Genomic DNA, 23704 nt, shown 5'->3' on the forward strand with positions numbered 1-23704 from the left:
ACGGGACGGACTGGGCGGACCCCACGGGCCGCACCGACAGAAGAGACCACACGGAGCGCACCGGCCGGAGGGACCACACGGGGCGCACCGGCCGGGTGCACGGCCCAGAACGGAGAGACGGGGTGGGTCAAGGGACCGGCGCCGGCAAGAGGCAACCCACGGACGCCACCCGACATCTTCCCCGGACACCGGCCGCAACAGTTCCCATCCCGAAGCCGCCGGCCGGCACCGCCCCTGGTGTGCCACCCACGCCGCCCGGCCCATACACGGCCTCCAGCGCCCGCAAGACGGCCACCGCGCTGGCCGGTCTGCTGGCGCAGCAGCTGGGGCTGTCTCCCGCCAACCCCACGCCGGGCAACCACACCGAACCTCCCCCGGGCCGGGCCCGGGGCCCGGCCGGCGGACCGGGGCGCCCCGCACGGGCCGGACAGGAGAAACCCGAGACGAGCCGTCCATGGGAAGGAAACCCGCATGGAACAGGACAAGGAGCAATCACGATGAGGCCGCTCGTGCGGGCCGTACTGCGGGGCTCCCTGCGGCAGGTACGGTACGTGGACGTGATCCCCCCGCGCCGCGCCCGGGGCCTGGTGGCGCAGGTATATCACCACACCGAACGGGACTTCGGGGTGCTCGCACCGCCCGTGGCCCTGCACTCGCCGGCTCCCGCGTCCCTGGCTGCGACCTGGCTGATGCTGCGTGAAACACTGCTCGTGGACGGGTCGGTGAGCCGTACGGCGAAGGAAACAGTCGCCACCGAAGTCTCACGCGCCAACAACTGCCCGTACTGTGTCGGCGTGCACCAAGCGGTCCTGGGCACACTACCGCCTCAGGGGCCTCTCTCCCGGCTCGCCGAGTGGGCCGCGACGACCGGACGGCCGGACCCGGCCGGCTCCCCCCGCAGCGCTCCCGGTCTCCCGTTCACACACGCACAGGCACCCGAACTTTACGGCGTCGCGGTGACGTTCCACTACATCAACCGCATGGTGACCCTCTTCCTGGCCGACTCCCCCATGCCCGGCAGGACACCGGCCCCCCTACGCGGACCCATCATGCACACCACCGCCCTGGCCATGCGCCCCGCCACCCCGGGCCCGCTCCCGCCGGGCGGCTCGCTCGGCCTGCTACCCCCCGCACCCCTACCCCCCGCCCTACGGTGGGCCCAGAGCAGCCCCCACATCGCGCAAGCATTCGCGCGGGCCTACGCCGCCATCGAACACGGAGCGCGCTGGATACCACCCCTGGTACGAGAACGCGTACACACCCGCCTCACACACTGGGACGGGTCCGTACCCGCGCTCGGCCGGGGATGGCTCGACGAAGCCCTGACAGCCCTACCGGCCACAGACGTCCCCACCGCCCGCCTCGCGTTACTGACCGCCTTCGCACCCCATCAAACACTCCCCCAGGACATCACCGCGTTCACACACCGCTACCCCACCGACCGTGCCCTCATCGAGCTCACATCCTGGGCCGCACTGACCACCGCCCTCCACATCGGCACCCGCATCCACAGACCCCACCCACAGCAATGACACAACCACCCCACCGGCCTCACACCACGAAAACACACCCTGACAACACCCCCACCGGAGCCCAAGGGCCCGGGACCACGGAAGCACAGGGATACAGAAGTACGGGGTACGGGGGCCCGGGAGCACGGGGATACGGAAGTGCGGGGCACGGGAGGACGGGAGCACCCAGGGGGCGGTCAACCGCGGGCGGATGCCCCCCTCCGCGGGCCCCCGCCCGCAACCCACGTGAGCACCCCAAGAACCGGCCACACCAGCCCCTTTCACCCCCGACTCCAGACAACGGACACTCCCGGCACCACACCCCCAACACCCCACGAAAACCCGAACCCGCCCTCAAGAGCACGCAGGAAGAAGCCCCCACCCCCACATACCTGATGTGATGAGCCCCCGTTCCCTGACCGTGGAGGTCCCACCATGGCCACCAGCACGGCAACGCCACCACGCACACTCCGGCGCGGGATCGACTCCCTCAACAGCCGCCACCACCAACTCGGCCTGCGCATCTTCCTGCTCATCGTGATCGCACACTGGGCGGAACACCTCGTCCAGGCCTACCAGATCTACATCATGGGCTGGCCCATCCCCCAAGCCCGCGGCGTACTCGGCATCCCCTTCCCCTGGCTCATCACCTCGGAATGGATGCACTACGGCTACGCCCTGATCATGATGATCGGCCTGCTCCTCCTACGCCCCGCCTTCACCGGCCGCTCAGGCACCTGGTGGAAAACCTCACTCGCCATCCAGACATGGCACCACCTCGAACACCTCCTCCTCCTGATCCAAGCCCTCACCGGCGCCCACCTCCTCGGCAAAACCGCCCCCACCAGCCTGATCCAACTCCTCATACCCCGCGTAGAACTCCACCTCTTCTACAACACCCTCGTCACCATCCCCATGATCGCAGCGATGTACTACCACACCCGCACCAACCGGCCCGACAACACCACCGCACCCTGCACCTGCACACCCAAAAACTGAACCCATGACCACCCACACCCCACAACCCTCCAAATACATCACCCTCCTCCTCCTCCTCACCGGAATCCTGCTCTTCTGGACAACCGTGCCCAACCTCGGCGACGCCGCCCGAGCCGCCACCGCAGACGGGCCACGGGGCACCTTCACCGCAACCCGCCTCGTGTGCGCGGGTCACGCCGGGCACACCACCTGCGAGTGGTCGGGAACCTTCCGGTCCACCGACAACACCGTGTATGACAAGGACGTCAAGCTCTACGGCAGTGACCGGGACACATTCACAGCAGGACAGACAGCTCCCGCAGTCGACGTCGGCAATCCAGGACGGGTCTACGACCCCACCGGATCCCATACGTGGATCGTCACCGTGATACTGGTAATACTCGCCTACACACTCCTCGCAGTCACCGCCCACCGGCACCTCGTGCCCCCCGGGCAACGCACCCACCACAGCACCCGCGCCACCCCCACATCCTCGCCACCACCGACAACACCACCGGGTGTTGCTCCCGCAGCAGGTCGCGAACCAGGTCTGCGGTGATGTCGATCTCGGTGTCGGTCATGCGAAGCACAGTTCCGCGCCGGCAGGAGGCACGGCTGTCGCATTCCGGAACACTCGCTGTGATTCCCTCCGGCACCATCAATACGCTCACAGAGAGCAGCAGATCAGAGGCTCTGGGAGATCCAGCCTCCGTGTGCGGAGAAGTGCAGAGGAACCCGCATCCGCTACCCGATGCTCAGCGTCGACCCGAAGGCGCTGTCCCGTCCTGGCAGAGAGGCTCGGCATGTGGGGCTGAGCCCTCAAGCGACGAAGAGGGCCGCGAGATCGCCCGGCTCCGGTCCGAGCTCCACGAACTGTGCAATGCGGTATCGACGGTATCGACGCGCCCTACCGGGCGACGCTGAAGCGGGACGAGGTGGTGCGGGAGCGGAGGGGGCTCAAGCACGCCCTCGAGTACGCTCGAGGAGACGGCGGCCTCAGCCCGATGCCCGACCCCGGCGGGATGTCCACCCTCGAGAAAGGGCAGGTCATGTGCCGGGCGAGTGGGGCAACTCCGTCACGGACGGCAGCTTGCTGGAGGCCGCTGACACGGACGTCCCGGACTCACGAAGATCCGGCAGGCCGGCCGACCCCCGGCGGGACTCGCTCTTCACGCACCGCATCGGCGCAGCCCTTCCACAGGCGGCCACTACGGTGACGACACATGGCAGCAACGCTCGTTATCACTGCTCCTCATAACTGTCGTATGCGGGCTTCCCGTTCGGCCTGTAGACGCCGAGGATCGTGCCACCCTTCGTCGTCGTGACACTGACCGGCTCCAGCGCAGTGGGCATCGCTCCGTCGGCGAACAGGCGCTTGCCGGTGCCGATGATCACCGGATGGATGGTCAGCCGGTACTCGTCGACGAGGCCGTGCCGCATAAGGGTCTGGGCGAAGTCGCCGCTGCCGACGACGCTGATGTTGCCGCCGTCGGACACCTTCAGCTTGCGTACGGCGTCGACGGCGTCGCCCTCCAGCAGCGTGGAGTTCTGCCAAGGGACGGATGCCAGGGTCCGGGACGCCACGTACTTGCGCATGCTGTTCATCCGATCGGTGAACGGGTTGCCGGGATCGGCGGTCGGCCAGTACGACGCGAAGATCTCGTACGTCTTGCGGCCGAGCAGCATCGCGTCGGACCGCTCGTACCACCCGGCGACGGCCGTGCCGACCTCGTCGTCGGTCACCGGTTTCTGCCAGCCGCCGTACTCGAAACCGCTCTCGGTGTCCTCGTCCGGACCGCCCGGCGCCTGCATGACACCGTCCAGCGTCAGGAACGTGCACATGATGATCTCGCGCATGGTGCGCTCCCTTCGTCGACAGGTAGACCCCGCCGGCGCCAAGAACTCATCGGCGGTACTTTCTGCGGCGCGGGCCGCAGTGACTGGCTGCCGAGCCACTGTCCCTGCGGGAGAGGGCGGTCAGGAGGAAGGGCGGGCGGCGGGTGGCGCCCGGCACAGCCGACGGGTGGCTGGTCCCGCTCTCGCCCCCAGAGACCGGACCAGTCCGCTCCGGCGGCGGCCTCCGCGGCAGCCGCGAGCCTCGTCGTCGGCGTTTCGGCCAACCTCTCTTCCTCGCTCGCCCGTTGCGGCGGACGGGTCCATGCATCCCCCACCTGCCGACGCGCGCTCCATATCGGGATTCCGGACCCGACCGAAACACATGCGTTCGATACCGCGGCGTAATCGTTGAGCCTCACGACCACGCCGCACGACCGTCCAGGGGGACCACGTTGACCTCAGCCACGACGAACGAGCAGCAGCCCACCGCGCCGCCACCACCGCCTCCTGCGGAGATCACCTACAGCGGGCAGTACTCCGTCAATCCGCTCGCCGAGGTCTCCTTCCGGCGGATGTGCGCGCATATCCCTGCCGTGCTCGGACGGATCGCGCAGCTGTCGTGGCGGACCGACCGGCGGGCCGTTCAACTCCTGCTCGGCTGCCAGGTGGCCACAGGCGTTTCGGGCGCCGTCGTACTGGCCGCAACCGCCCGGGCCATGGCACCGGTCCTCGGCGACGGCACTGCCTCCGAGCGACTGCGCAGCGCCCTTCCGGCCCTGTTGGTGGTGGCGCTCGCTGCTGCGCTGGTACGGATGACGGGGGCGGTGGCCACGTACGCGGAGCGGCGGATCACTCCCCGGCTGACGACGGAGACGGACTCCGCGTTGGTCGCGGCGGTGTGCCGGGTGGAGGCATCGGCGTACGCGGAGGACGGCTTCTCGGACCGGCACGAGGCGGCCGAGATGGGGGTGATCCGCACGCACGTCATGGTCACCGACGCTCAGCGGTTCCTGTCCGCCCTGATCCGCATGGTCACCGCCGGTGGCGTGCTGTCGGTGCTGAACCCGTGGATGCTGCCTCCGCTGCTGCTCGCGGTGTTGCCTGCCGGTGTCGGCGCCGTGCTGACCGCCCGGGTCGACTACGAGATCCACTACGCCAACATCGCCGACCGCAACGTGCGCGGCATGATGCGCTGGTGGGCGACCGAGTCGAAGTACGGTGACGAGGTCCGCGCCAACTCGATGACGGACTACCTCATCTACTGGTACCGGGCCCTGTCCGACCGGTGTGACCGGCGCACCCTGGCCGCCGCGCCGCGAACCCTGCGGATCGCCCTGCTCTCCGCGCTGGCCGGTGGCGTCTTCCTCATCGCGACCTGGGGCGCGCTGGCGTGGCTGGTGGTGTCCGGCCGGATCGAGCTCGCGATCGCAGCCACGGCCGTCATCGCCGTGCAGACCACACTCGCCGCGCTGTCCCAGGTGGTCGTCAACGGCGCTGCGGTCTTCCACACCAGCCTGTACCTGAGCGACATGCAAGCCTTCCTCGACGACGCCGCCGCCCGCGCACCGAGACGCGGCCCCCGCGCGCACGCAGCGCCGACCGAGGAGATCCGGCTCGAGGAAGTCGCCTACCAGTACCCGGGCAAGGACAAGCCCGCCGTGGACGGTGTCTCCCTGACACTGCGGCGCGGCCAGATCCTCGCCATCGTCGGCGCGAACGGATCCGGGAAGTCCACGCTCACCCGGCTGCTGACCGGGATCTACCTGCCGGACAAGGGCAGCGTCACGTGGAACGGCACCGACCTCGCCGAGGTGGACCCCGCCACGGTGTGGGCGGACACCGGGCTCGTGCCGCAGATCTTCGCGCAGTGGCCGCTGCGGGTCCGCGAGAACGTCACCCTCGGCCAGCCCCGCACCCACGACGACGGTCCCGTGTGGGAGGCCATCGAAGCGGTCGGTCTGCGCGAGGCCGTCGACGACCTCCCCGCGGGCCTGGACACCCTGCTGGCCCGCGATGTCTTCGGCGGCTCGGAGCTTTCCGGCGGCCAGTGGCAGCGCGTGGCCTGTTCGAGGGCACTGTACCGTCGCCCGGGGCTATTGATCTTGGATGAGCCGACTTCTCAGATGGATCCGCGCGGTGAACACCAGATCTTCGAGCAGATCAAGGCCATCGCCGCGGACCGCATCACCATCGTGGTCACGCACCGCCTGGAGAACACCAAGATCGCCGACCACATCATCGTGATGGAGCACGGCCGCATCACCGAGCAGGGCCGCTACGATGACCTCGTCCACGCCGGCGGAACCTTCGCCGAACTCCTGGAACTTTCCCAGGACCGCTGATCTCTCGGCGGCATCGGGGACCGGTCGCTGGGCTCTGCGCCAAGCCGTATGCGGCCCCGCCTTCCAGAGCCGGACGCAGTCCATCGGCCCCGCGCTCACCGCCGGGCCCCTACCGCTCGCCACCGCGACCACCGGCGGCCTGGCCCCGCCCCTGACGTCCGGGCCGCCCTCGCCATCGGCGTGCTTCTCCATCACCCCCGCCCAAGCCGAGATCCTCACCGCGGGCTGATCGGCCACCCACACCGCTGAGCTCGGCGTACTACCGTGCTACACCCTGCGGCCCCTGACCCCACCCCCCTCCCCTCGGCGATCGCCGTCTGATGGAGAACCCGGTGACCACTGAGCATGCCGGTAGTTCCGGCTCTCGCGAGGTGCGCGACGGAGGCCCTACCGGCATCGTGGCGGGCGCGACTGACCGGGGAGAGGAGCAGAACCAGTGTCTGGGCGAGGCGTTCAGATCCCTCAGGGGGTGTCCGTTCGCGACGCAGGGGTCAACGTGCCCACATCGGCATCCTCAATCACGGCGGCGGCTTGTGATGTCACTCGCCGCTTTTCCTTCAACTCAAGGAAGACAGAAAGACGCCCTTGTCGGAGTTCCTTCATGCGTCTCACCTGGGTACCCCTTCCGCTGTGGCTGCTTCGGCCGGTTGTGGGCTCGGTGCCAGGCCGGTCCCGGAGCCGGAGGCTGATCAGTGCGGTGATCGTGAAGACTGCGACCTGGTAGAGCATGGCGTGCCGGAACGCGGTGTCCGCATCGACGGCGGGGGCGTAGTAGGCGAGTCCGGCCGCGGTCACTCCGACGGATCCGCCGAGCTGCTGTGCGGTGGGCAGCAGTCCGGAGACCGAACCGGCGGCGGGGCCGTGCACCTCGGCCAGGATCAGGGTGAACACCGAAGCGGTGAAGGCGCCGAACGCGGCTCCCCCGACGGCCAGCACGGGCAGTGCTGCCTGGCGTCCCGGCGCCGAGCCGACGAGCGAGGCCAACGCGAGGCACATGACGGCCAGGACCAGGGACGCGACGGTGAGCACCTTCGGCCCGTGCCGGCGGGTGAGAGCGGGCGCGGCTCTGCTGCCGCCCACGGCGGCGGCAGCGAACGGTGCCGACGTCAGCGCGGCCGCCAGGGCCGAGTACCCGACGGCGGACTGAAGGTGGAGGAAGAGGAGATAGGTGAAGGAGGGCACCCCCGTGTTGAACATGAACACCAGCAACGTGCCCCTCCGCGCCGGCCGATCACGCAGCACCGCGGGGTGGATCAGCGGGTCGGGCCGGTGGGGGAGGCTCCGGACGAAGTGAGCGACAGCGGCCACGGCCACGGCGAAACCGGCCCATGTCCACCAGGGCCAGCCTGCTTCCCGCCCCAGCGCCAGAGGGAGGACCAGCGCGCCGGCTCCCACGATGACGAGCGACGCACCCCACGTGTCGACACGTACGCCCTCCGTACCGCGGGTGCGAGGCAGCGCGGTCGCTCCGGCCAGCGAGGCGAGCGCCACCGGCACGGTGAGGAGCATCACCGGCCGCCAGCCGAGGCCGAAGAGATCGGCACTGAGTACGAGGCCGCCGAGCAGCGGCCCGGCCAGTGACGCGACGGCCATGGTGGCGCCGTACAGGCCGAGGGCACGCGGCCGGCGCGCCGCGGGGGTGACGGCCTGGATGAGCGACAGGACCTGAGGGGCGACCAGGCCGCTGCCCGCGCCCTGCACCAGCCGGGCCGTGATCAGCGATGCGGCGTCGGGGGCACACGCGCCGGCCACCGAGCCTGCGGTGAAGACCACGGTGCCCGCCATGAACAGCCGTCGGTAGCCGTACCGTTCGCCCAGCCGTGCGGCGGGGATGAGCAGGCACGCGTACGTCACGGTGTATCCGGCGAGAACCAGTTGCACGGCGCCCGGACCGGTGCCGAGGCCGGCCTGTATCGCCGGTGCGGCCACCTGGGCGACAGTGACGTTGAGCAGTTGCACGAAAGTCGCGCTGAGCACCACCGGCAGCACGAGGCGTCCGCCGCTCACGGCAGCAGAGCCGCGGCGAGCTCACGGGGCCGGGCGGCGAACGGGCTGTGGCTGCCCGGGAGGGTGCGCACGGTGAACGGGTTGCCGGGCATGGCCCGGTCGGCTTCCGCGATCATCAGATCCTGCACGGCCGTCGGCAGGGCCCGGTCGTCCGCGCAGCGCAGGAAGGTCCGCGGAATGCGCCCCCACCGCTGGGCAGTCAGGATGACCGGGGTGGTGGGGATCGCCAGCGGTAGATCGGGGCTCAGTGCCGAGCGCCAGCGGTCGAAGCGGTCCGGAGCGGTGTCGTGGTAGTGGGTCTGCCGCAGTTCCTCGATGTATGCGGGGTCCTGCGAGAGCGGGTTGATCCGCACGGCGCCCAGTTCCCCGGGGTCGCCGAGGTTCAGACTCCGGCCCCGTGCCGTGGCGTTCTCGGACGAGCCGAGGTAGTCGGAGAACCGGGGCCGTCCAGCGGGTACGAAGGCTGAGAGGTAGACGATCTCGTTGACGAGTTCGGGTGCGCGCTCGGCGGCCAGTGACGCGGGGCCGCCGCCCGCGCTGTGCGCGACGAGCACCACACGACGGTGGTGGCGGGCGTGGCGCAGCGTGTCCAGCACGGCCTCGGCGCTGTCGTCCATCGTCACGGTGGCGAGCGCGGACTTCTCGGTCACGAGGCCCGGCTGGCCCGGCTGGAGGTATCCGCTGGGCAGTGGAGCGTCGAAGCCGTGCCCCGGCAGGTCGGTTGCCATGCTCGCGGCGCCGAGTGCGGCGAGCGCGCGCTGCGTCGCCGCCCACTGCCCGGAGCCGTGCCAGGCTCCGTGCACGAAGACGAAGACGGTGTCGGTGGAGGAAGGAGCAGTCATGAGCGCATTCCATGCGACCAGGCCGCGATCATCCAGTGAAAGATCTGACAAGCTGGCCTGCGATACCTGTGAGATATGGCCGGGAGGCTGACATGGAGGCGCGGCACCTGCGGTACGCACTGACCCTCGCCGAGCACGCACACTTCGGCAGGGCGGCCGGTGCGCTGGGCATCGCGCAGCCTCCGCTGTCCAAGCAGATCGCCGACCTCGAACGGGAAGTCGGCGCCCGCTTGTTCGATCGCACGCGCCAAGGAGTGTTCCCGACAGCAGCGGGCGCGGCCTTCCTGTCCCGGGCGCGCAGAGCGCTCGACGAGATCGCGGCGGCCTCGGTCGACGCGGCCAGGGCAGCGCGTGGCGAGACGGGACGGCTGCGCCTGGGGTTCATTGCCTCGGCGCTGCTCGAACCCCTGCCGGACGTCCTCGGCCGGTTCGGCCGCGAACGGCCCGACGTACGGCTGGAACTGCACGAGATGGCGACCAGCCGCAGCACCGCCGCGCTCGTCGCCGGCGAACTGGACGTGGCGATCGGTCTCGGGCGGCCGGGGGGTGTCGGGGCCGAGAAGTTGGTATCGGTCCCGATCGGACACGACCACCTGGTCGCGGTCGTGAGCAGCACGCACCCGTACGCGGGTCAGCCGTCGGTGGCCGTGGACCGGCTGCGGCGACAGCCGCTGATCGTTGCGCCGGGGGAGGACGAACCCGCCGTCGTGACCGGTCTGCGGGCCCTTCTGGGCAAGGACTCCCCGGCACTCTCCGGCGCGACCGTCGCGAGGGACATCCACACCATCATCGGTCTCGCCGCCTGCGGGGTGGGCGTCGGTCTGGGGCCCTCCCGCATGCTGGCCGCTCCACGACGGGGCACGTGGTTCTGCGAGGTGACCCCGCGCACACCTCTTCCCGATCTGGTCCTGTCCTTCCTTGCCCGGGACCGTTCCCCGGCACTGAACGCTTTCCTCGATGTCATCCGCAAGAGCTGTCCCGAGGTCGGTGCCGCGCTCGACCACCGGCTCGGCCCACTCGGGCCACAAGAAGACGGCGCCCACGGCTCGCCCCCTACCGTCGAGCCGTAGTCGGCTCGACGGTTCTGCACGGTCTCGGCAGCCGCCTGCTCGGGCAGGTTCGGACAGAGCTGCTGGACGCCCGGCACAGCAGCCCAGTCACGCCGCCGCACGCTACGGGCGACGCCCCGCACCACTTCGGCAGCACTCGCCGGTCAGCCGGCCGAGGAGGCACGAGCGAGGGGCTGACCCACCGAGGACCTCCTGCCTCGCGACCTGGATGACCACGCTCCACCATCGCCCACCGGCTCCTCACCGCCTGATTCCAGGCCCGCTCTGCCCGGACGGGTCCGCTCGCCGGACCGGAGGGGGAACGGGTGTCCGGATCGTAACCGGACAGCGCCCGGCGAGGTTCTCGCCAAGGTTCGCCGACCGACTGCGGCCCGGGTGCGCAGTCGGTTGCACTGGTCTCCGGCCGCTTCGGAGAGGCCGGGCAGGTGTGCAGGACACGAGCGCGGGCGGGAGCGGATTTCGCATGATGACGATCAACGTGGGGGTGCTGCTCGCGGTCATCGTGGTGATGCGGCTACGCCGCAGAACCCAGGCCAGAAGCCGCGTCGAGGAACGCAACACCGCGCTCTTCGTCCTGGCCCTGGGCATCGTGATCGCGCCGACCCCGCTGGGCCAGGGCATCTTCGACGTGATCAAACAGCTGGTGAGCGGCGTCTCGCAGGCCGGCACATGAGCCCGCGCCCCCGGCCGGGCACGCGCCGCCCCCCTGCCACCCTCCGGCGCCGTACCTCCCCCGCCTCCCGACGCCGAGCCGCGCCGCGACGTCGTACGGCTCCCCACCGCCGCAGGCGGGCCTCCGGCTGGGAGCGGGCCGGCCTGCTCCTCCTGGTGCTCGCCGTGGTGTGGAGCCTGCTCGTCGGCACGCTGCGGTGGCTGGTCGCACACCCCTGGGCACCGATCGTGCTGCTGCTGATCGCGGCGACGGCCGGTGGGGTGTGGGCACACCGGCGCCGGGAGACCGCCCGCTGGAATCAGGTGCGGGAGCGAGGCCTGCGCTACGCGCTGCCGCAGATCGACGCCCTGCACCACCAGCAGTTCGAGGAAGCGGTACGGGATCTGATGCGCCGTGACGGCTGCCGTCGGGCTGTCCGGGTCGGTGGCGCCGGTGACAACGGCGCCGATGTGAAAGCCACGGATCCCTTCGGCCGCCTGTGGGTGATCCAATGCAAGCACCGCAAGGCCGGACTCGCCGGCTCTGCGGTCGGGACCCCGGATGTGCACGTCCTCAACGGCACCGGCAGGCCCGTCCACAACGGCGACGTCGTCGTGCTGGTCACCAACGGCCGCTTCACGGGCAAAGCCGTCGCCTTCGCCCGCTCCCAGGAACTCCAGCTGGTCGACCGCCACCTGCTCGCCCAGTGGGCCGCCGGCTCCACTCCGCTGTGGGAGCTCCTGGGCACGGTCCCCTCCCTTCGCCGTCCCGCTTCCGGATCCTGATCCTGATCCCTGCCGGGCACGGCGGCGTCAGGTGGCCCGACGTGCCGGCGCCACGGCCCGACAGCTGATGTGTTCAGCCGAGCACCGACCACACCATCAGGACCCCTACCGACTCCACAAGCAACACGAGTGACCCGTATCCGAGGATCTGACCGGCAGACCAGACACGATGACCCGCGTCCGCGCGCACAACCACTCCGTGCGCAGCGAGCAGCGCCGGTAAGGCGAGGCAGTAGCAGGCTGACGCGTACAGCAACCAGTCACGGACGCCCTGCCACGAACTGACCACGGGTGTGCGTTGGCAGAAGGCCACGACCAACAGCGACAGACTCCCGCATCGCGGCGTCCGTCAGGTCGCCGTCCTGGACCCGGGAGCATCAAAACCCGGCCTTCTCTGTGCGGCGCCCGGGTCCGGCAGGAAGGGCCCGCCCGGCCGCACCCTCCCTGTTTCGTTCGACGACGAATACCTCACCATCGAACACGCAAGAATCTACGGTGACGGGAGTAGACATTGGGGAGTGGTGTGGTTATGGTTTCTCTCGTAACGGAGATCGAGCAAGGCCCGGCAGAGATGAACTGCCGTCCAGCAGTGCGCAGTTGAAGTGTGCAGGACGGTGCGGTGGTGGAGTTCCGAAGCCATAGCGGTTGCAGGACGGCGACGGAGCTGACGACCGGACCGGGGGCCCCGTAGTCATCAGGGGGCCCCACGAGCAGTACGGCAGTACCAGCAGCGCGGTTCTCAGCGGCACCCCCGGTAAAGGCGTTCGACCGCGTGCGCGCGTACCGGGAAGTTCGGCAGTGGGGTTCCAAGCCAGAGCAGACGCAGGACGGGCAACGGGGCTGGCTGCCGGAAGTGGCGCCGTACGAGATGTACGAAGCCACCAGCAGTGCGCAGTTCCCCTTCGGTAAGTGATCAGTACAGAGGGAAGAACGGAGGAAGTGAGCGCCATCAGGATCGCCCGGACGGAATACTGAGTCCGGGTACCGCAGGACATCGATAGCGAGGTGGTCTCCGGTCACGCAACCGCGATCCCCGCACCCCCGACAGCCAGCCGGTCGGGTCTGCGGAAACAGAAGGCCGGCGCAGCAACGGGGCCGGCAGATGGTGTAGCAGTTCCTTCGGGGCCCTGGTGCCGACACGGCGCCAGGGCCCCTCCATGTGTCCCGCGACGCACGTCAGCCTGCGGCTGCACTCGGCGGGCAGGATCACCCGAGGGGACCGCCCGCTCGAGCGCCGTAGTCCTCGGGCGCCGTAGTCCTCGGCCGCCGGCTCTTCGACGGGCCGGGCAGCTGGGACGACACGACCGGCTACGGCGCAGGCGAGGCCGCCAAGCCCCCCTTCGCCGTAGTGACGAGTTCGCCACCCGAAACGGTACGGCTCACCGGCCTCGACTGGACGTTCGTCACCACCGGCCTGGCCGATGCCGTCAGCGCCGCACGGCTGCGCGCCGAGGCGGCGTCGCCGAACGGCGGTGAGGATCTCGACGTCGTCCTCATGGGCGGCGGCGCCACGGTCGGCTCCGCGCTCGACGCCGGACTGGTCGACGTACTGTCCCTGCACCTCGCGCCCGTCGTGCTGGGCGCCGGGACGCCGCTGTTCACCGACGCGACACGCCGCACGCTGGTGCAGCGGAGCGTCACCTCGACATCGACCACGACGCACCTGACCTACGACGTCCTCTGACGGCCCCTGCCCCCGGACCCGCACTCCGAGTCCGGGGCAACGCGTTCCGTCACTGAGCAGGAGGCAAGCCTACGAAGCCACCCGCTCGGGTGCGCGGCGACGAGACCGGGCCGGCTCGACGCCCTGTTCGGGGCGGCTGATCTCGGTCCACACCGTGTCGAGGGAGAGGCCGAGGACATCAGCGATCGCCGCGATGGTCGGGAAGGCGGGGGTGGCCACGCGTCCGGACTCGATCTTTCGGAGGGTCTCCGGCGAGACCCTTGCGTCGAGCGCGACATCGAGCATCGAGCGCTCTCCTCTGGCGCGCCGTAGAAGGGCGCCGAGGCGCTGTCCGCGCTCGACCTCTGCTGGAGTGAGCGGCAACCTGACCATGAACCCAATTCTAGTACCGGTATAGTATGGCCGGTATAGTTATTGGTCAGTAAGAAGGGCGCCGCATGATCGAGATCCTCAACCCCACCTTGGTGGCCCGAGCCAAGGACACAGGCGCCTTGGTCGCTGAGATCCTGCAGACGCTGAGGACCCGCAGTACGACCGGCACGAACCTTCTGGACATCGACCGGTGGGCCAAGGCCATGATCGTCGAGGCGGGAGCGCTGTCCTGTTACGTCGATTACGAGCCGTCCTTCGGGCGCGGCCCGTTCGGCCACTACATCTGCACGGCCGTCAACGACGCCGTGCTCCACGGGCGGCCGCACGACTACACGCTCGCCGACGGAGATCTGCTGACACTCGACCTCGCCGTCTCCAAAGGCGGAGTCGCGGCGGACGCCGCCATCAGCTTCGTCGTGGGCGACGCGAAGCCCGCGGAGAGCCTTGCGTTGATCGACGCGACGGAACGCGCGCTGGCCGCGGGGATCGCGGCTGCCGGGCCCGGGGCCCGCATCGGTGACATCTCCCATGCCATCGGCACGGTCCTCAGGGAGGCCGGATACCCGATCAACACCGAGTTCGGAGGTCATGGCATCGGGTCGACGATGCACCAGGACCCCCACGTGTCGAACACCGGACGGCCGGGGCGCGGATACACCCTGCGTCCTGGGCTGCTGCTTGCCCTGGAACCGTGGGTCATGGCGGACACGGCTGAACTCGTCACCGATGCCGATGGATGGACGCTCCGGAGCGCGACAGGCTGCCGGACGGCACACACCGAGCACACCATTGCCATCACCGACGACGGAGCCGAGATCCTCACCCTGCCGAAGCAGGCGCGACCGTAGGGTCGGATCCCTCGCGCCCGGGCGGGGCGGCGGCAGGTGAGGACTGCACCGCGCTCCGGTCGCCGCCCGGCAGCGGCGGGGGCGGGCAGCCGGCGAGCGCCTGCCTGGAAGGGCAGGCGAGGCAGGTGGCCCGCCCGCCCCGCACGCCCACCCGCCACGCCGGCTCCGGGGAACTGCGCCGCAGCAAGCTGACGGGCCGGGGCGGCTCCTCGTCCTGCCCGTCGAGAACGCGATGAGGAAGCGCGCACTCCCGTCAGTCCCGTCAGTCCCGTCAGTCGAGACAGAACTCGTTGCCTTCGACGTCCTGCATCCCGAGGCACGACTCGTTTTCTTCGTCGGCAAGGAGCAGTTGTCCGCGTACCGCTCCGAGCGGGATCAGCCGTGCGCACTCGGCCTCGAGTGCGGCGAGGCGCTCCTCACCCACGAGTCCGGTGCCGACCCGCACGTCGAGATGCACCCGGTTCTTGACGGCCTTCCCTTCGGGCACGCGCTGGAAGTGCAGCCGCGGCCCCCCACCTGACGGATCGACGCAGGCAGCCCACCTGTCCCGTTCCTCGGGCGGCAGCGAGCGCTCGTGATCGCCCCATGTGGCGAACCCCTCCGGCGGCGGAGGTGCTACATACCCCAGCACCTCACACCAGAAACGAGCGACGCGCTGAGGGCTTTCGCAGTCGAAGGTGACCTGGAACTGCTTGATCGACGGCATCGGGCCACCATAGGGGCGCTTGCTGGTGCGGTGCATCCCGATTTCGCATCCGCGGACCCGGGGGCCCCGCACTCCACAAGTGGGCGACGGGCCGGGGCGCTTCGCGTCGGCGCGGGCGTTCTCGCCGGGATCCGGTGAGAACGCCCCGTTCGATGAGAAACGACAGCCGTCAGGAGGAGAACGTTCCGGTCCGAGCCGGCCGTACCGGCCCCTCGGCACCGGACTCGGGCCGGCGGGGAGCCGGATGGCTGCGCTCCGTCAGCGAGCGAACTTGGCGATCGCGGCCGGGGTGACGGGCGTGAAGAAGTTGACGAGGTTGCCGTCCGGGTCGCGGAACAGGAGCGAGCGGTTGCCCCAGGGCATCGTGGTGGGCTCCTGGACGATGTCCGCCACGAAGTCCTTCAGGTTCCCGTGTACGCGGTCCACGTCCTCGACCAGGAACTCGATGACGACACTGCGGTTGTCCGCCGGCCGGGCAGCGCCGGGCGCGAACATCGGCACGGTGCGGGTGCCGGCGATCGCGAGCGTGGCGGACGCGGTTTCGACCTCGGCGAAGTCCTCGGTGGACCAGTTCGCCGCCACTCCGGTGGCGCGCTCGTAGAAGTCGACGAGGCGGGCGACATCACCCGTGATGATACGGATCGAAACGAAATTCATGCGTTGCTCCAGATCGGTCGGTGCCTGTGACCTCACGTTAGGACGGATACCGGACAGAACCCGCCCGGTATCTGCGAGAGACTTGCCCCCATGTCCCGACCCATCGCGCGCGTCCTCATCCTGCTGGAACTCCTGCAGTCGGGCGGCCTGCGGACCGTGGCCGAACTCGCCGACCGGCTCGGCGTCGACGAACGCACGGTGCGCCGGTACGCCGATCACCTCCTCGATCTGGACGTGCCCGTCGAGTCCGTGCGCGGCCGCTACGGCGGTTACCGGCTCGCTTCCGGCTACCGCATGCCCCCGCTCATGCTCAGCGACGACGAAGCCCTCGCCGTGCTGCTCGGCCTGCTCGCGGGCCGCCGCGCGGGCCTGTTGACCGCCGCGGGCACGGCGAGCGACACCGCGGCCGCCAAGATCCGGCGGGTCCTGCCCGACCGGTTGGGCCGCAGGCTCGACGCCGTGCTCGACTCCCTCGCCTTCACGACTCCGCCCGGCACGTCGACAGCCCCCGAGACCGGAATCCTGCTTCCGATCGCCGACGCGGTGCGCCATCACCGGCCGGTCGCCATCCGGTACGTCGCAGTCGACGGACGGCGCAGCGAACGCACGGTGCACCCGTACGGGCTCGTCGCCCACTCCGGCAAGTGGTACGTCACCGGGGCGGACCTCACAGTCGGCGAGGACCGTACGTTCCGGCTGGACCGCATCACCCACGCGAGGACCCTGCCCGGCTCGTTCGACCCGCCCGCCTCCTTCGATCCGGCGGAGCGCGTCCTGTCGGTGCTCGCCACCGCCCCGTACCGGCACGAGGTGGCCGTGCTGGTCCGGGGGACGGCCGACGAGGTCCGGGACCGGCTTCCGGCCGGCATCGCCGTCGTGGTGGACGTCGCACCGCAGGACCGCCCCGGACCGGAGCCGGGACGCTGGTCCCGCGTCGAGATGCGTGTGGAGCGGCTCGACTGGGTACCCGCCGTACTCGCTTCGGTCGACCGTCCGTTCGTGATCGAGCGGCCGGACGAGCTCCGTGAACGCGTCATCGCATTCGCCGCTCGGCTGGCGGACTCGGCCAGGAGTGCACCGCCCGCGTAGAGGCGGGTCATCGGCGACCTGGAGCCCGGCAGACAGGCCCGCCGGTTCCGTACCCTGGGTGGATGCGCATGCGCCCCACTTTGAGCTGGACCCCTGCCGAGGACCTGTCGCCGGGCACGACCGACCTGCAGCCGGTCATCGAGGCGCTGGGCGCCGGCGGTGTACTCGTACTCAGCGGCGCGGGCATGTCCACGGAGTCGGGTATCCCCGACTACCGGGGGGAGGGCGGGAGCCTGAGCCGGCACACGCCGATGACCTACCAGGACTTCACCGCCGACGCCCAGGCCCGCCGCCGTTACTGGGCGCGCAGTCACCTCGGCTGGCGTACGTTCGGCCGTGCCCGGCCCAACGCCGGGCACCGGGCGGTGGCCGCGTTCGGACAGCACGGCCTGCTTTCCGGCGTGATCACCCAGAACGTCGACGGTCTGCACCAGTCCGCCGGCAGCGCCGGTGTCGTGGAACTCCACGGAGGCCTGGACCGGGTCGTCTGCCTTTCCTGCGGCGCCCTCAGCACGCGCCGCGAGCTCGCCGGGCGACTGGAGGAGGCCAACCCGGGTTTCGGGCCGGTGGCCGCCGCGATGAATCCGGACGGTGACGCCGACCTCACCGACAAGCAGGTCGGCGATTTCCGCGTGATGCCCTGTGCCCTGTGCGGCGGCATCCTCAAACCGGACGTGGTGTTCTTCGGCGAAGCGGTGCCTCCCGCGCGGGTCGAGCAGTGCCGGGCACTGGTCGGCGAGGCGTCCTCGCTGGTGGTCCTGGGATCCTCGCTGACTGTGATGTCCGGGCTTCGCTTCGTCCGCCAGGCGGCGCAGGCGGGAAAGCCGGTACTGATCGTCAACCGTGATCCGACGCGGGGCGACCGTCACGCCGTCACGCGCGTCGCACTGCCCCTGGGAGCGGCCCTCACCACCGTGGCCGGGCGGCTGGGTGTCCCCGTCGCTGACTGAGGGCTGTCCGCCGGCCCCGCACGCGGCACCCCGCGTCGGCCGTACGTGGTGCCCGGGCAACGTCGCACACGCCCACCCGGCGCGTGCCGGGCGTAGGCTTCTGCCCGTCACGGACAGGGGGCGGAACAGATGACGGCCGAGGCAGTGCAGAGGTGGGGCTCGACCCTCGATTCTGTAGTGGTGTACGAGCAGGGGGCGGTCTGCCGCCGCCTGGCCCGGGGCAGCGTGCCGCCGGACGGCAGGGTGCGGGTCACGGGCCTCCCCCGCTCCCTGGATCCCGGTTCGCTGCGGGCCCGTGTCACGGGCGTCAGCGGGATGCGCGTCGGTGAGGCCCGGGTGGAGGTCGAAGCGGAGCCGCTCGGCGGTCCCCCGCCCGACGGTCTGCCGCAGGAGGTCGAGCGACTTCGCGACGGGGCCGCGGCGGCGCGGTCCCGCCGGGACCGTCTGCTGGGCCTGATCGAGGAGGTCGGGGCCCTGCGCCCGGTGCCGCCCTCCCGTCGGCGTGAGGATCCGCACCGCCGGACCCCGGTCGGGGCATGGCTGGAGTTGGCCGAATTCGTGGACGAGCGGCTGGCGGGCCTGCACACCCGCCTGGTCGAGGCGGAGAAAGAACTGCTCACGGCCGAGCACCGGCTCGCCGTCGCCGTGGACCGGCTCACCCGCGCGTCCACGGACGCCCCCTCGGCGCACGTGGAGACCACGGTCTCCGCCCTGCTGGTCATCGACTCCTCCGGCACCGAGCACCCGGAGGCGGCGGAGGCAGAGGTGGAACTCGAGGTGGAGTACGGGGTGCCGGGCGCCGTCTGGGTGCCCACTTACCGGCTCTCCCACCGCCAGGGCGAGAGCAGCGGCCGGCTGGTGCTGCGTGCCTCGGTCGCCCAGCGGACCGGCGAGGACTGGACCGGTGTGTCCCTCGCCCTGTCCACGGCTGATCTGCGCCGCGACACCGATCTGCCGAGACTCCGCTCGGTCCGGATCGGACGCCGGCAACCCGCCTCGGTGCCCACAGGCTGGCGCGAACCTCCGGCGGGCCTCGCCGACCTGTTCGCCGGGTACGACGCGGCAGGCCCTCGCCCGGCCACCGCCGCCGCCGCGCCCGTGGCCGCCGGATCCGTACGCGTTCCCCCACCGACCTCCGCGCCGCAGGGTTACGGCGGGGCTCCCGTCGGGAGCGGGGACTCCCCGGAGCCTTCCAGGGCCGCCTCGCCCGTGCGGGCACGTACCGGCGCCCCCGCGCCGATGGCGCCCGCGGCTCCAGGGGGAGTCGTACCACCGCCGGTGACCGAGGTACCGGCGGTCGGGCCGCCGCAGCCGAGCGGCGATGAACTCGACTACGCCGCCCTCGTCCTGTGCGGCCCCGACGAACAGGGCGGCCGCAGGGGCCGGTTGTTCCCCGGCTCCCCCTTCGACCCGGTGGCGGCCGAACACCGCCGCCGCGCCGAGTCGGTGGCCGCGCTGCCGCTGCCCGGGCACGCCGTGCGGCCCCGCGAGTCGGCAGGCTCGTTCGACCACCGTTTCGACACCGCCACCCGCGCCGACATCCCCTCGGACGGCACCTGGCACACCGTCACCATCGGCGACATTCCGGTCGGCGCGGACACCGAGTACCTGTGCATACCGTCCCTGGAACAGACCGTGTACGCGACACTGGTCCTCTCCAACGCCACCGACCAGGCCCTGCTCGCCGGTCCGGTGGACGTCACCGTCGACGACGACTTCCTGCTGAGCACCGCACTGCCCACGCTCGCCCCCGGCGCGGTACGCCGCGTCGGGCTCGGGCCGGCCGAGGGAGTCCGGGTCACCCGCCGTACGCATCTGCGGGAGTCCACTTCGGGGCTGCGCAACAACACCGCCGTGCTCGACCACCGCGTCCGCATAGAGCTGGCCAACCGGCTCTCCACCGCCGTCGACCTGGAGGTACGCGAGCGGGTGCCCGTCACCTCCGACCCCGATGTCCGGATCGAGGAGCGGGCGGGCTGGACGGAGCCCGAGAACGGCCCGGGGCCCGACCGCCACGCACCGGGCACCCGCGTCCGGCGGGTGGTTCTGCCTCCCGGCGGCACCGCCGAGCTCGACGGCGGCTACGAGATCCGTATCCCGGCCGGCAAGGCCGTCGTCGGCGGCAACCGCAGGAGCTGACCACACCATGACCACACCCCCGAACCCGATCCCCCTCCCCGTCACCGCTGTCACCTGCCTGGAGGACCGCGCGCACGTCGAGCGTGCCGTCGTAGTGGACCTGGAGGCAGGGGTGCGGCGACTGCTCCTGGGACCGGTCACCGCGCTGGCCGTCGACCGTACGCTGCACGCGGAAGTGACCGACGGCCATCCGGCGACCGTGCTCGACGTGCGGATCGTCCGCAGCTGGACGCCGCGCGGGCCGCTTCCGCGCACCGGCGAGGACTCCCCCCTGCGCCTGCGGATACACGCCCTCGAGGAGGAGCGGCGCGCCCTGGAACAGCGGCGCGACCGGCTGGAGGCCCGCCAGGACCTCCTCGGCCGTCTCGCCGCCGATTTCCTGCGGGAGATCGGTGAGGGGGCCGGCTCGGGAGAGACCGACAGGCCCCGCTGGGCCCGTGAGCTGGACCGGATCGACGACGAGCGCGCTGCGTGCGCCGAGTCGCTGCGGACCGTACGGGCGCGGTCGACCGAACTGGCGGCCGAGCTCTCCCAGGCGGAGCAGGCCCTGTACGCGGCCGAGGAGGAGTCCGCCGACCTCGTCGGCCACGTCGAGTTGACCGTGGAAACCGAGGTCGCCGGACGAGTCGGCCTGCGGCTGAGCCATCTCGCCCCGTGTGCACTGTGGCGGCCCGCCTACCGGGCCGTTCTCGACGACGGCTCCCTGACTTGCGACGGTTCGCTGACGCTGGAGACCGACGCGATGGTCTGGCAGCGCACGGGCGAGGACTGGCACGACGTGCGGCTGACGCTGTCGACGGCGAGGTCGGCGCTCGCCGCGGATCCGCCGCGCCTGAGCGAGGACCGGCTGACGCTCACGGACCGTACCGGTGCGGAGCGCCGTTCCGTCGACGTCGAACTCCGCGAGGAGGAGATCGGGACCCTGGGGCCGGCGCCGGTCCTCGGCCTGCCGGGAGTGGACGACGGCGGTGAGGCGCGGGTGCTGCGGTCCCCGGCACCGGTCTCCGTACCGGGCGACGGCAGGGCGCACCGCGTGCCGCTGTCCGTCTTCACCACGCCCGCGCGCAGTGAGTACGCCTGCTCGCCCGAGCTTTCTCCCCTGGTCACCCGAGTGGTACGGGGTGACAACCTGGCCGGGCACGCCCTGCTCGCCGGCCCGGTGGACCTCGTCCGCGACAGCGGTTTCAGCGGCCGGGGCACCATGGACTTCACCGCCCCCGGTGCCCCCTTCGAGCTCTCCTTCGGCAGCTGCGACGACCACCGGGTGGTACGGCGTGCCGAGGAGTCGCGCTCCTCCGCCGGGCTCACGCAGCGGACCCTCATCACCCGTACGGTCCAGCTGCACCTGTCCCGGTTCGGCGCACCCGGTGAGCGGGACGACCGAGTGGTCGTCCTGCGGGAGCGTCTCCCGGTCTCGGAGGTCTCGGCGGTGGACGTACGACTGCGGGAGGATGCCTGCTCCCCCGCGCCCGACATGGTCGACGCCGACGGCATCCTCCGGTGGGACGTCGCCCTTCGGCCCGGCGGCCATCGCACGGTGACCCTGGTCTACGAGCTGTCGGCGAGCGGCAGGGTCACCGGCCTCTGAGCTCGGGGACCGTCAACGCCGTGGAGGGAACGCTGCTCGGAGAGCACGCTGCCGACCGTGGTGCGTGGTGACCCCGTGGGGTGACCGCGAGACCAGCCACCGCCGCCCGCAACCACTCCGGGGCGAGCGAACGGGCCGCACGCCGAACAGATCGCCGCGTGCGCCGGGGCCGCGGCGTGAGGGACGCCCGATCATTACTTGACTTAACCCGTGAAGGAAGCCCCGCCCGACGAGTGTCCGGGCGGTATGTTGCTCGGGTGAGCCCGGAGGAGAGGGGGCAGGGTGAAAGTACGCAGCGGCCGGACGGTGCGTGACCTGCGGCGCGAGAACCGCACCACCGTGTTGCAGCGTCTGTATTTCGACGGCCCGTTGAGCCGTTTCTCGCTCGGTCCGCTGACCGGGCTGAGTTCCGGGTCCGTGAGCAACGTGGTGGCCGAACTGGTCGCCGAAGGCCTGGTCGAAGAGGCCGGCAGTGTCGACTCGGCGGGCGGCCGCCCCCGCACTCTGCTCCGTGTCCGGCCCCGGAGCCGGTACATGATCGGTGTGGACATCGGCGAGACCCGGGTGCGGGTCGAGCTCTTCGACCTCGCCCTCACCGAACTGGCCCGGGCCGAGAGGCCGTTGTCGCCTGACGGGCCGACGCGGGTCGACCGCTACGACGTCGGTGTCGTGGTGGGGCATCTGCGCGCGGGCATCGCCGAGGTGCTGGACCGCGCGGGCATCGAGGCCGAGCGGCTCCTCGGGGTCGGCGTCGGTGTACCGGGCATCGTCTCCAGGACCCCGGAGGACGGCGCCGTGGTGCACGGCCAGACCATCGGGTGGGACGCCGTGCCGCTGGAGCGACTGCTGCGTGAGTCCGTGCCGGCACCCGCGAACGTGCCGTACTACATCGACAACGGCGCCAAGACGCTCGGCCAGGCCGAGATGTGGTTCGGTGCCGGGCGGGGAGCGCAGAGCGCGGTGGTCGTGCTGTTCGGTTCCGGTGTGGGCGCCTGCGTGGTCACCGACGACATGAGCCCCGGTCGGGCCGTCGAGTGGGGGCATCTGACCGTACGGGTACGAGGGCGCCGCTGCCGCTGCGGTGCGCTGGGCTGTCTGGAGGCCTATGCGGGCGCGGAGGCGCTCCTGGAGCGCTGGCGGGAGGCGGGCGGAAATCCGCTCCCGGACGCCGACGAGGAGGCCGCGCTCACGGCCATGCTCGCCGCGGCGTACCCGGCCGGGCGGGACGGCGGGAGCGGACCGGAGCCCGACGCCACCGCCCTGGCCGTCCTGGAAGAGACGGCGGAGTACCTCGGCGCGGGGTTCTCCGACCTGATCAACCTCTTCCAGCCGGAGCGCATCCTCGTCGGGGGCTGGGCGGGTCTCCAGCTCGGCACGCGGTTCCTGGACTCCGTGCGGGCCCATGCCACGTCGTACGCGCTCGCGTACCCGGCCTCGCACGTGCGGATCCAACTCGGCACCCTGGGGCCGGACGCCGTCACCGTCGGGGCGGCCGCCCTGCCGCTCGCCGACTTCTTCGAGCGGGGCGGCCGGCCGCAGGAGGCAGGGCCCGAGGAGCAGGTGCCCGCGTGGCAGACGACTCTGCGGGACCGGGCGGCGCAGGGATGAGCCGACGTGCCGCCCGGGGCGCCTCCGCCCGTACGTCGCA

19 protein-coding genes and 1 pseudogene are annotated in these 23704 nt (G+C 71.0%); 14 read left to right on the forward strand and 6 right to left on the reverse strand.

Annotation, left to right across the window (positions count from 1 at the left end):
• Positions 1 to 497 precede the first annotated feature (497 nt).
• The 3 genes from ACH4VO_RS06265 to ACH4VO_RS06275 all read left to right on the forward strand — a co-directional run bounded on the left by ACH4VO_RS06265 (position 498) and on the right by ACH4VO_RS06275 (position 3048).
• Positions 498 to 1532, forward strand: a complete 1035-nt coding sequence (locus ACH4VO_RS06265; protein ID WP_360989381.1) for an alkylhydroperoxidase — start codon at positions 498 to 500, stop codon at positions 1530 to 1532.
• Between the two features lie 414 nt (positions 1533 to 1946).
• Positions 1947 to 2510, forward strand: a complete 564-nt coding sequence (locus ACH4VO_RS06270; protein ID WP_360989378.1) for a hypothetical protein — start codon at positions 1947 to 1949, stop codon at positions 2508 to 2510.
• 4 nt (positions 2511 to 2514) lie between these two features.
• The gene (locus tag ACH4VO_RS06275; protein ID WP_360989375.1) at positions 2515 to 3048 is read left to right on the forward strand and encodes a hypothetical protein; all 534 of its coding nucleotides are present in this window, start codon (positions 2515 to 2517) and stop codon (positions 3046 to 3048) included.
• A 683-nt stretch (positions 3049 to 3731) separates the two neighbouring features.
• Here the strand turns inward: ACH4VO_RS06275 and ACH4VO_RS06280 are convergent.
• Positions 3732 to 4346 (reverse strand): dihydrofolate reductase family protein, encoded by a 615-nt coding sequence (locus ACH4VO_RS06280; protein WP_360989373.1) that lies wholly within the window; start codon positions 4344 to 4346, stop codon positions 3732 to 3734.
• A gap of 431 nt (positions 4347 to 4777) precedes the next feature.
• Between ACH4VO_RS06280 and ACH4VO_RS06285 the strand changes: the two genes are divergently transcribed.
• On the forward strand, positions 4778 to 6667 hold the full coding sequence (locus ACH4VO_RS06285) for an ABC transporter ATP-binding protein (RefSeq protein ID WP_360989370.1): 1890 nt from the start codon (positions 4778 to 4780) through the stop codon (positions 6665 to 6667).
• 462 nt (positions 6668 to 7129) lie between these two features.
• On the opposite strand, the gene ACH4VO_RS06290 is transcribed toward ACH4VO_RS06285, so the two are convergent.
• Positions 7130 to 8674: an MFS transporter gene (locus ACH4VO_RS06290; protein ID WP_360989367.1), complete on the reverse strand. Its 1545-nt coding sequence runs from the start codon at positions 8672 to 8674 to the stop codon at positions 7130 to 7132.
• Positions 8671 to 9516, reverse strand: a complete 846-nt coding sequence (locus tag ACH4VO_RS06295) for an alpha/beta hydrolase (RefSeq protein ID WP_360989363.1) — start codon at positions 9514 to 9516, stop codon at positions 8671 to 8673. Before ACH4VO_RS06295 ends, ACH4VO_RS06290 begins: the two co-directional genes overlap by 4 nt.
• A 92-nt stretch (positions 9517 to 9608) precedes the next feature.
• Here ACH4VO_RS06295 and ACH4VO_RS06300 point away from each other — a divergent pair, with 92 nt between their 5' ends.
• The 4 genes and pseudogenes from ACH4VO_RS06300 to ACH4VO_RS06315 all read left to right on the forward strand — a co-directional run.
• Positions 9609 to 10586 carry a LysR family transcriptional regulator gene (locus tag ACH4VO_RS06300; RefSeq protein ID WP_360989360.1) on the forward strand — a complete coding sequence of 326 codons (978 nt, stop codon included), beginning with the start codon at positions 9609 to 9611 and terminating at the stop codon, positions 10584 to 10586.
• A gap of 463 nt (positions 10587 to 11049) precedes the next feature.
• Positions 11050 to 11259, forward strand: coding sequence for a hypothetical protein (locus ACH4VO_RS06305; protein ID WP_360989357.1), 210 nt, complete (start codon positions 11050 to 11052; stop codon positions 11257 to 11259).
• Entirely contained in the window at positions 11256 to 12023 is a 768-nt protein-coding gene (locus ACH4VO_RS06310; RefSeq protein ID WP_360989355.1) for a restriction endonuclease, read from the forward strand. The genes ACH4VO_RS06305 and ACH4VO_RS06310 overlap by 4 nt, the downstream gene beginning before the upstream one ends.
• 1243 nt (positions 12024 to 13266) lie before the next feature.
• A pseudogene (locus tag ACH4VO_RS06315) lies at positions 13267 to 13707 on the forward strand (dihydrofolate reductase family protein); the annotation flags it as partial.
• Positions 13708 to 13776: 69 nt separating this feature from the next.
• Here the strand turns inward: ACH4VO_RS06315 and ACH4VO_RS06320 are convergent.
• On the reverse strand, positions 13777 to 14079 hold the full coding sequence (locus ACH4VO_RS06320; protein WP_360989352.1) for a helix-turn-helix transcriptional regulator: 303 nt from the start codon (positions 14077 to 14079) through the stop codon (positions 13777 to 13779).
• A 65-nt stretch (positions 14080 to 14144) separates the two neighbouring features.
• Here ACH4VO_RS06320 and map point away from each other — a divergent pair, with 65 nt between their 5' ends.
• Complete coding sequence (map, locus tag ACH4VO_RS06325) at positions 14145 to 14927, forward strand: type I methionyl aminopeptidase (protein WP_360989350.1); 783 nt, start codon at positions 14145 to 14147, stop codon at positions 14925 to 14927.
• 271 nt (positions 14928 to 15198) lie between these two features.
• On the opposite strand, the gene ACH4VO_RS06330 is transcribed toward map, so the two are convergent.
• Entirely contained in the window at positions 15199 to 15633 is a 435-nt protein-coding gene (locus ACH4VO_RS06330; RefSeq protein WP_360989347.1) for a VOC family protein, read from the reverse strand.
• Between the two features lie 258 nt (positions 15634 to 15891).
• The gene (locus ACH4VO_RS06335; protein WP_360989345.1) at positions 15892 to 16290 is read right to left on the reverse strand and encodes a VOC family protein; all 399 of its coding nucleotides are present in this window, start codon (positions 16288 to 16290) and stop codon (positions 15892 to 15894) included.
• A 90-nt stretch (positions 16291 to 16380) separates the two neighbouring features.
• Between ACH4VO_RS06335 and ACH4VO_RS06340 the strand changes: the two genes are divergently transcribed.
• From ACH4VO_RS06340 to ACH4VO_RS06360, 5 genes are all read left to right on the forward strand, one after another.
• Positions 16381 to 17379, forward strand: a complete 999-nt coding sequence (locus ACH4VO_RS06340; protein WP_360989342.1) for a YafY family protein — start codon at positions 16381 to 16383, stop codon at positions 17377 to 17379.
• Positions 17380 to 17441: 62 nt separating this feature from the next.
• Positions 17442 to 18329: an NAD-dependent protein deacetylase gene (locus ACH4VO_RS06345; protein WP_360989339.1), complete on the forward strand. Its 888-nt coding sequence runs from the start codon at positions 17442 to 17444 to the stop codon at positions 18327 to 18329.
• 129 nt (positions 18330 to 18458) lie between these two features.
• Positions 18459 to 20468 carry a DUF4139 domain-containing protein gene (locus tag ACH4VO_RS06350; protein ID WP_360989336.1) on the forward strand — a complete coding sequence of 670 codons (2010 nt, stop codon included), beginning with the start codon at positions 18459 to 18461 and terminating at the stop codon, positions 20466 to 20468.
• Between the two features lie 7 nt (positions 20469 to 20475).
• Entirely contained in the window at positions 20476 to 22056 is a 1581-nt protein-coding gene (locus tag ACH4VO_RS06355) for a mucoidy inhibitor MuiA family protein (protein ID WP_360989334.1), read from the forward strand.
• 282 nt (positions 22057 to 22338) lie between these two features.
• Positions 22339 to 23664 carry an ROK family protein gene (locus tag ACH4VO_RS06360; RefSeq protein ID WP_360989331.1) on the forward strand — a complete coding sequence of 442 codons (1326 nt, stop codon included), beginning with the start codon at positions 22339 to 22341 and terminating at the stop codon, positions 23662 to 23664.
• Positions 23665 to 23704 lie beyond the last annotated feature (40 nt).

The organism is Streptomyces sp. NPDC020780, assembly GCF_044334475.1.
Classification (GTDB): Bacteria; Actinomycetota; Actinomycetes; order Streptomycetales; family Streptomycetaceae; genus Streptomyces.

Coding starts and splice junctions, on each gene's coding strand:
- ACH4VO_RS06265 (WP_360989381.1), top strand. CDS start 498: ATGAGGCCGCTCGTGCGGGCCGTACTGCGGGGCTCCCTGCGGCAGGTA.
- ACH4VO_RS06270 (WP_360989378.1), top strand. CDS start 1,947: ATGGCCACCAGCACGGCAACGCCACCACGCACACTCCGGCGCGGGATC.
- ACH4VO_RS06275 (WP_360989375.1), top strand. CDS start 2,515: ATGACCACCCACACCCCACAACCCTCCAAATACATCACCCTCCTCCTC.
- ACH4VO_RS06280 (WP_360989373.1), bottom strand. CDS start 4,346: ATGCGCGAGATCATCATGTGCACGTTCCTGACGCTGGACGGTGTCATG.
- ACH4VO_RS06295 (WP_360989363.1), bottom strand. CDS start 9,516: ATGACTGCTCCTTCCTCCACCGACACCGTCTTCGTCTTCGTGCACGGA.
- ACH4VO_RS06300 (WP_360989360.1), top strand. CDS start 9,609: ATGGAGGCGCGGCACCTGCGGTACGCACTGACCCTCGCCGAGCACGCA.
- ACH4VO_RS06305 (WP_360989357.1), top strand. CDS start 11,050: ATGATGACGATCAACGTGGGGGTGCTGCTCGCGGTCATCGTGGTGATG.
- ACH4VO_RS06310 (WP_360989355.1), top strand. CDS start 11,256: ATGAGCCCGCGCCCCCGGCCGGGCACGCGCCGCCCCCCTGCCACCCTC.
- ACH4VO_RS06320 (WP_360989352.1), bottom strand. CDS start 14,079: ATGGTCAGGTTGCCGCTCACTCCAGCAGAGGTCGAGCGCGGACAGCGC.
- map (WP_360989350.1), top strand. CDS start 14,145: ATGATCGAGATCCTCAACCCCACCTTGGTGGCCCGAGCCAAGGACACA.
- ACH4VO_RS06330 (WP_360989347.1), bottom strand. CDS start 15,633: ATGCCGTCGATCAAGCAGTTCCAGGTCACCTTCGACTGCGAAAGCCCT.
- ACH4VO_RS06335 (WP_360989345.1), bottom strand. CDS start 16,290: ATGAATTTCGTTTCGATCCGTATCATCACGGGTGATGTCGCCCGCCTC.
- ACH4VO_RS06340 (WP_360989342.1), top strand. CDS start 16,381: ATGTCCCGACCCATCGCGCGCGTCCTCATCCTGCTGGAACTCCTGCAG.
- ACH4VO_RS06345 (WP_360989339.1), top strand. CDS start 17,442: ATGCGCATGCGCCCCACTTTGAGCTGGACCCCTGCCGAGGACCTGTCG.
- ACH4VO_RS06350 (WP_360989336.1), top strand. CDS start 18,459: ATGACGGCCGAGGCAGTGCAGAGGTGGGGCTCGACCCTCGATTCTGTA.
- ACH4VO_RS06355 (WP_360989334.1), top strand. CDS start 20,476: ATGACCACACCCCCGAACCCGATCCCCCTCCCCGTCACCGCTGTCACC.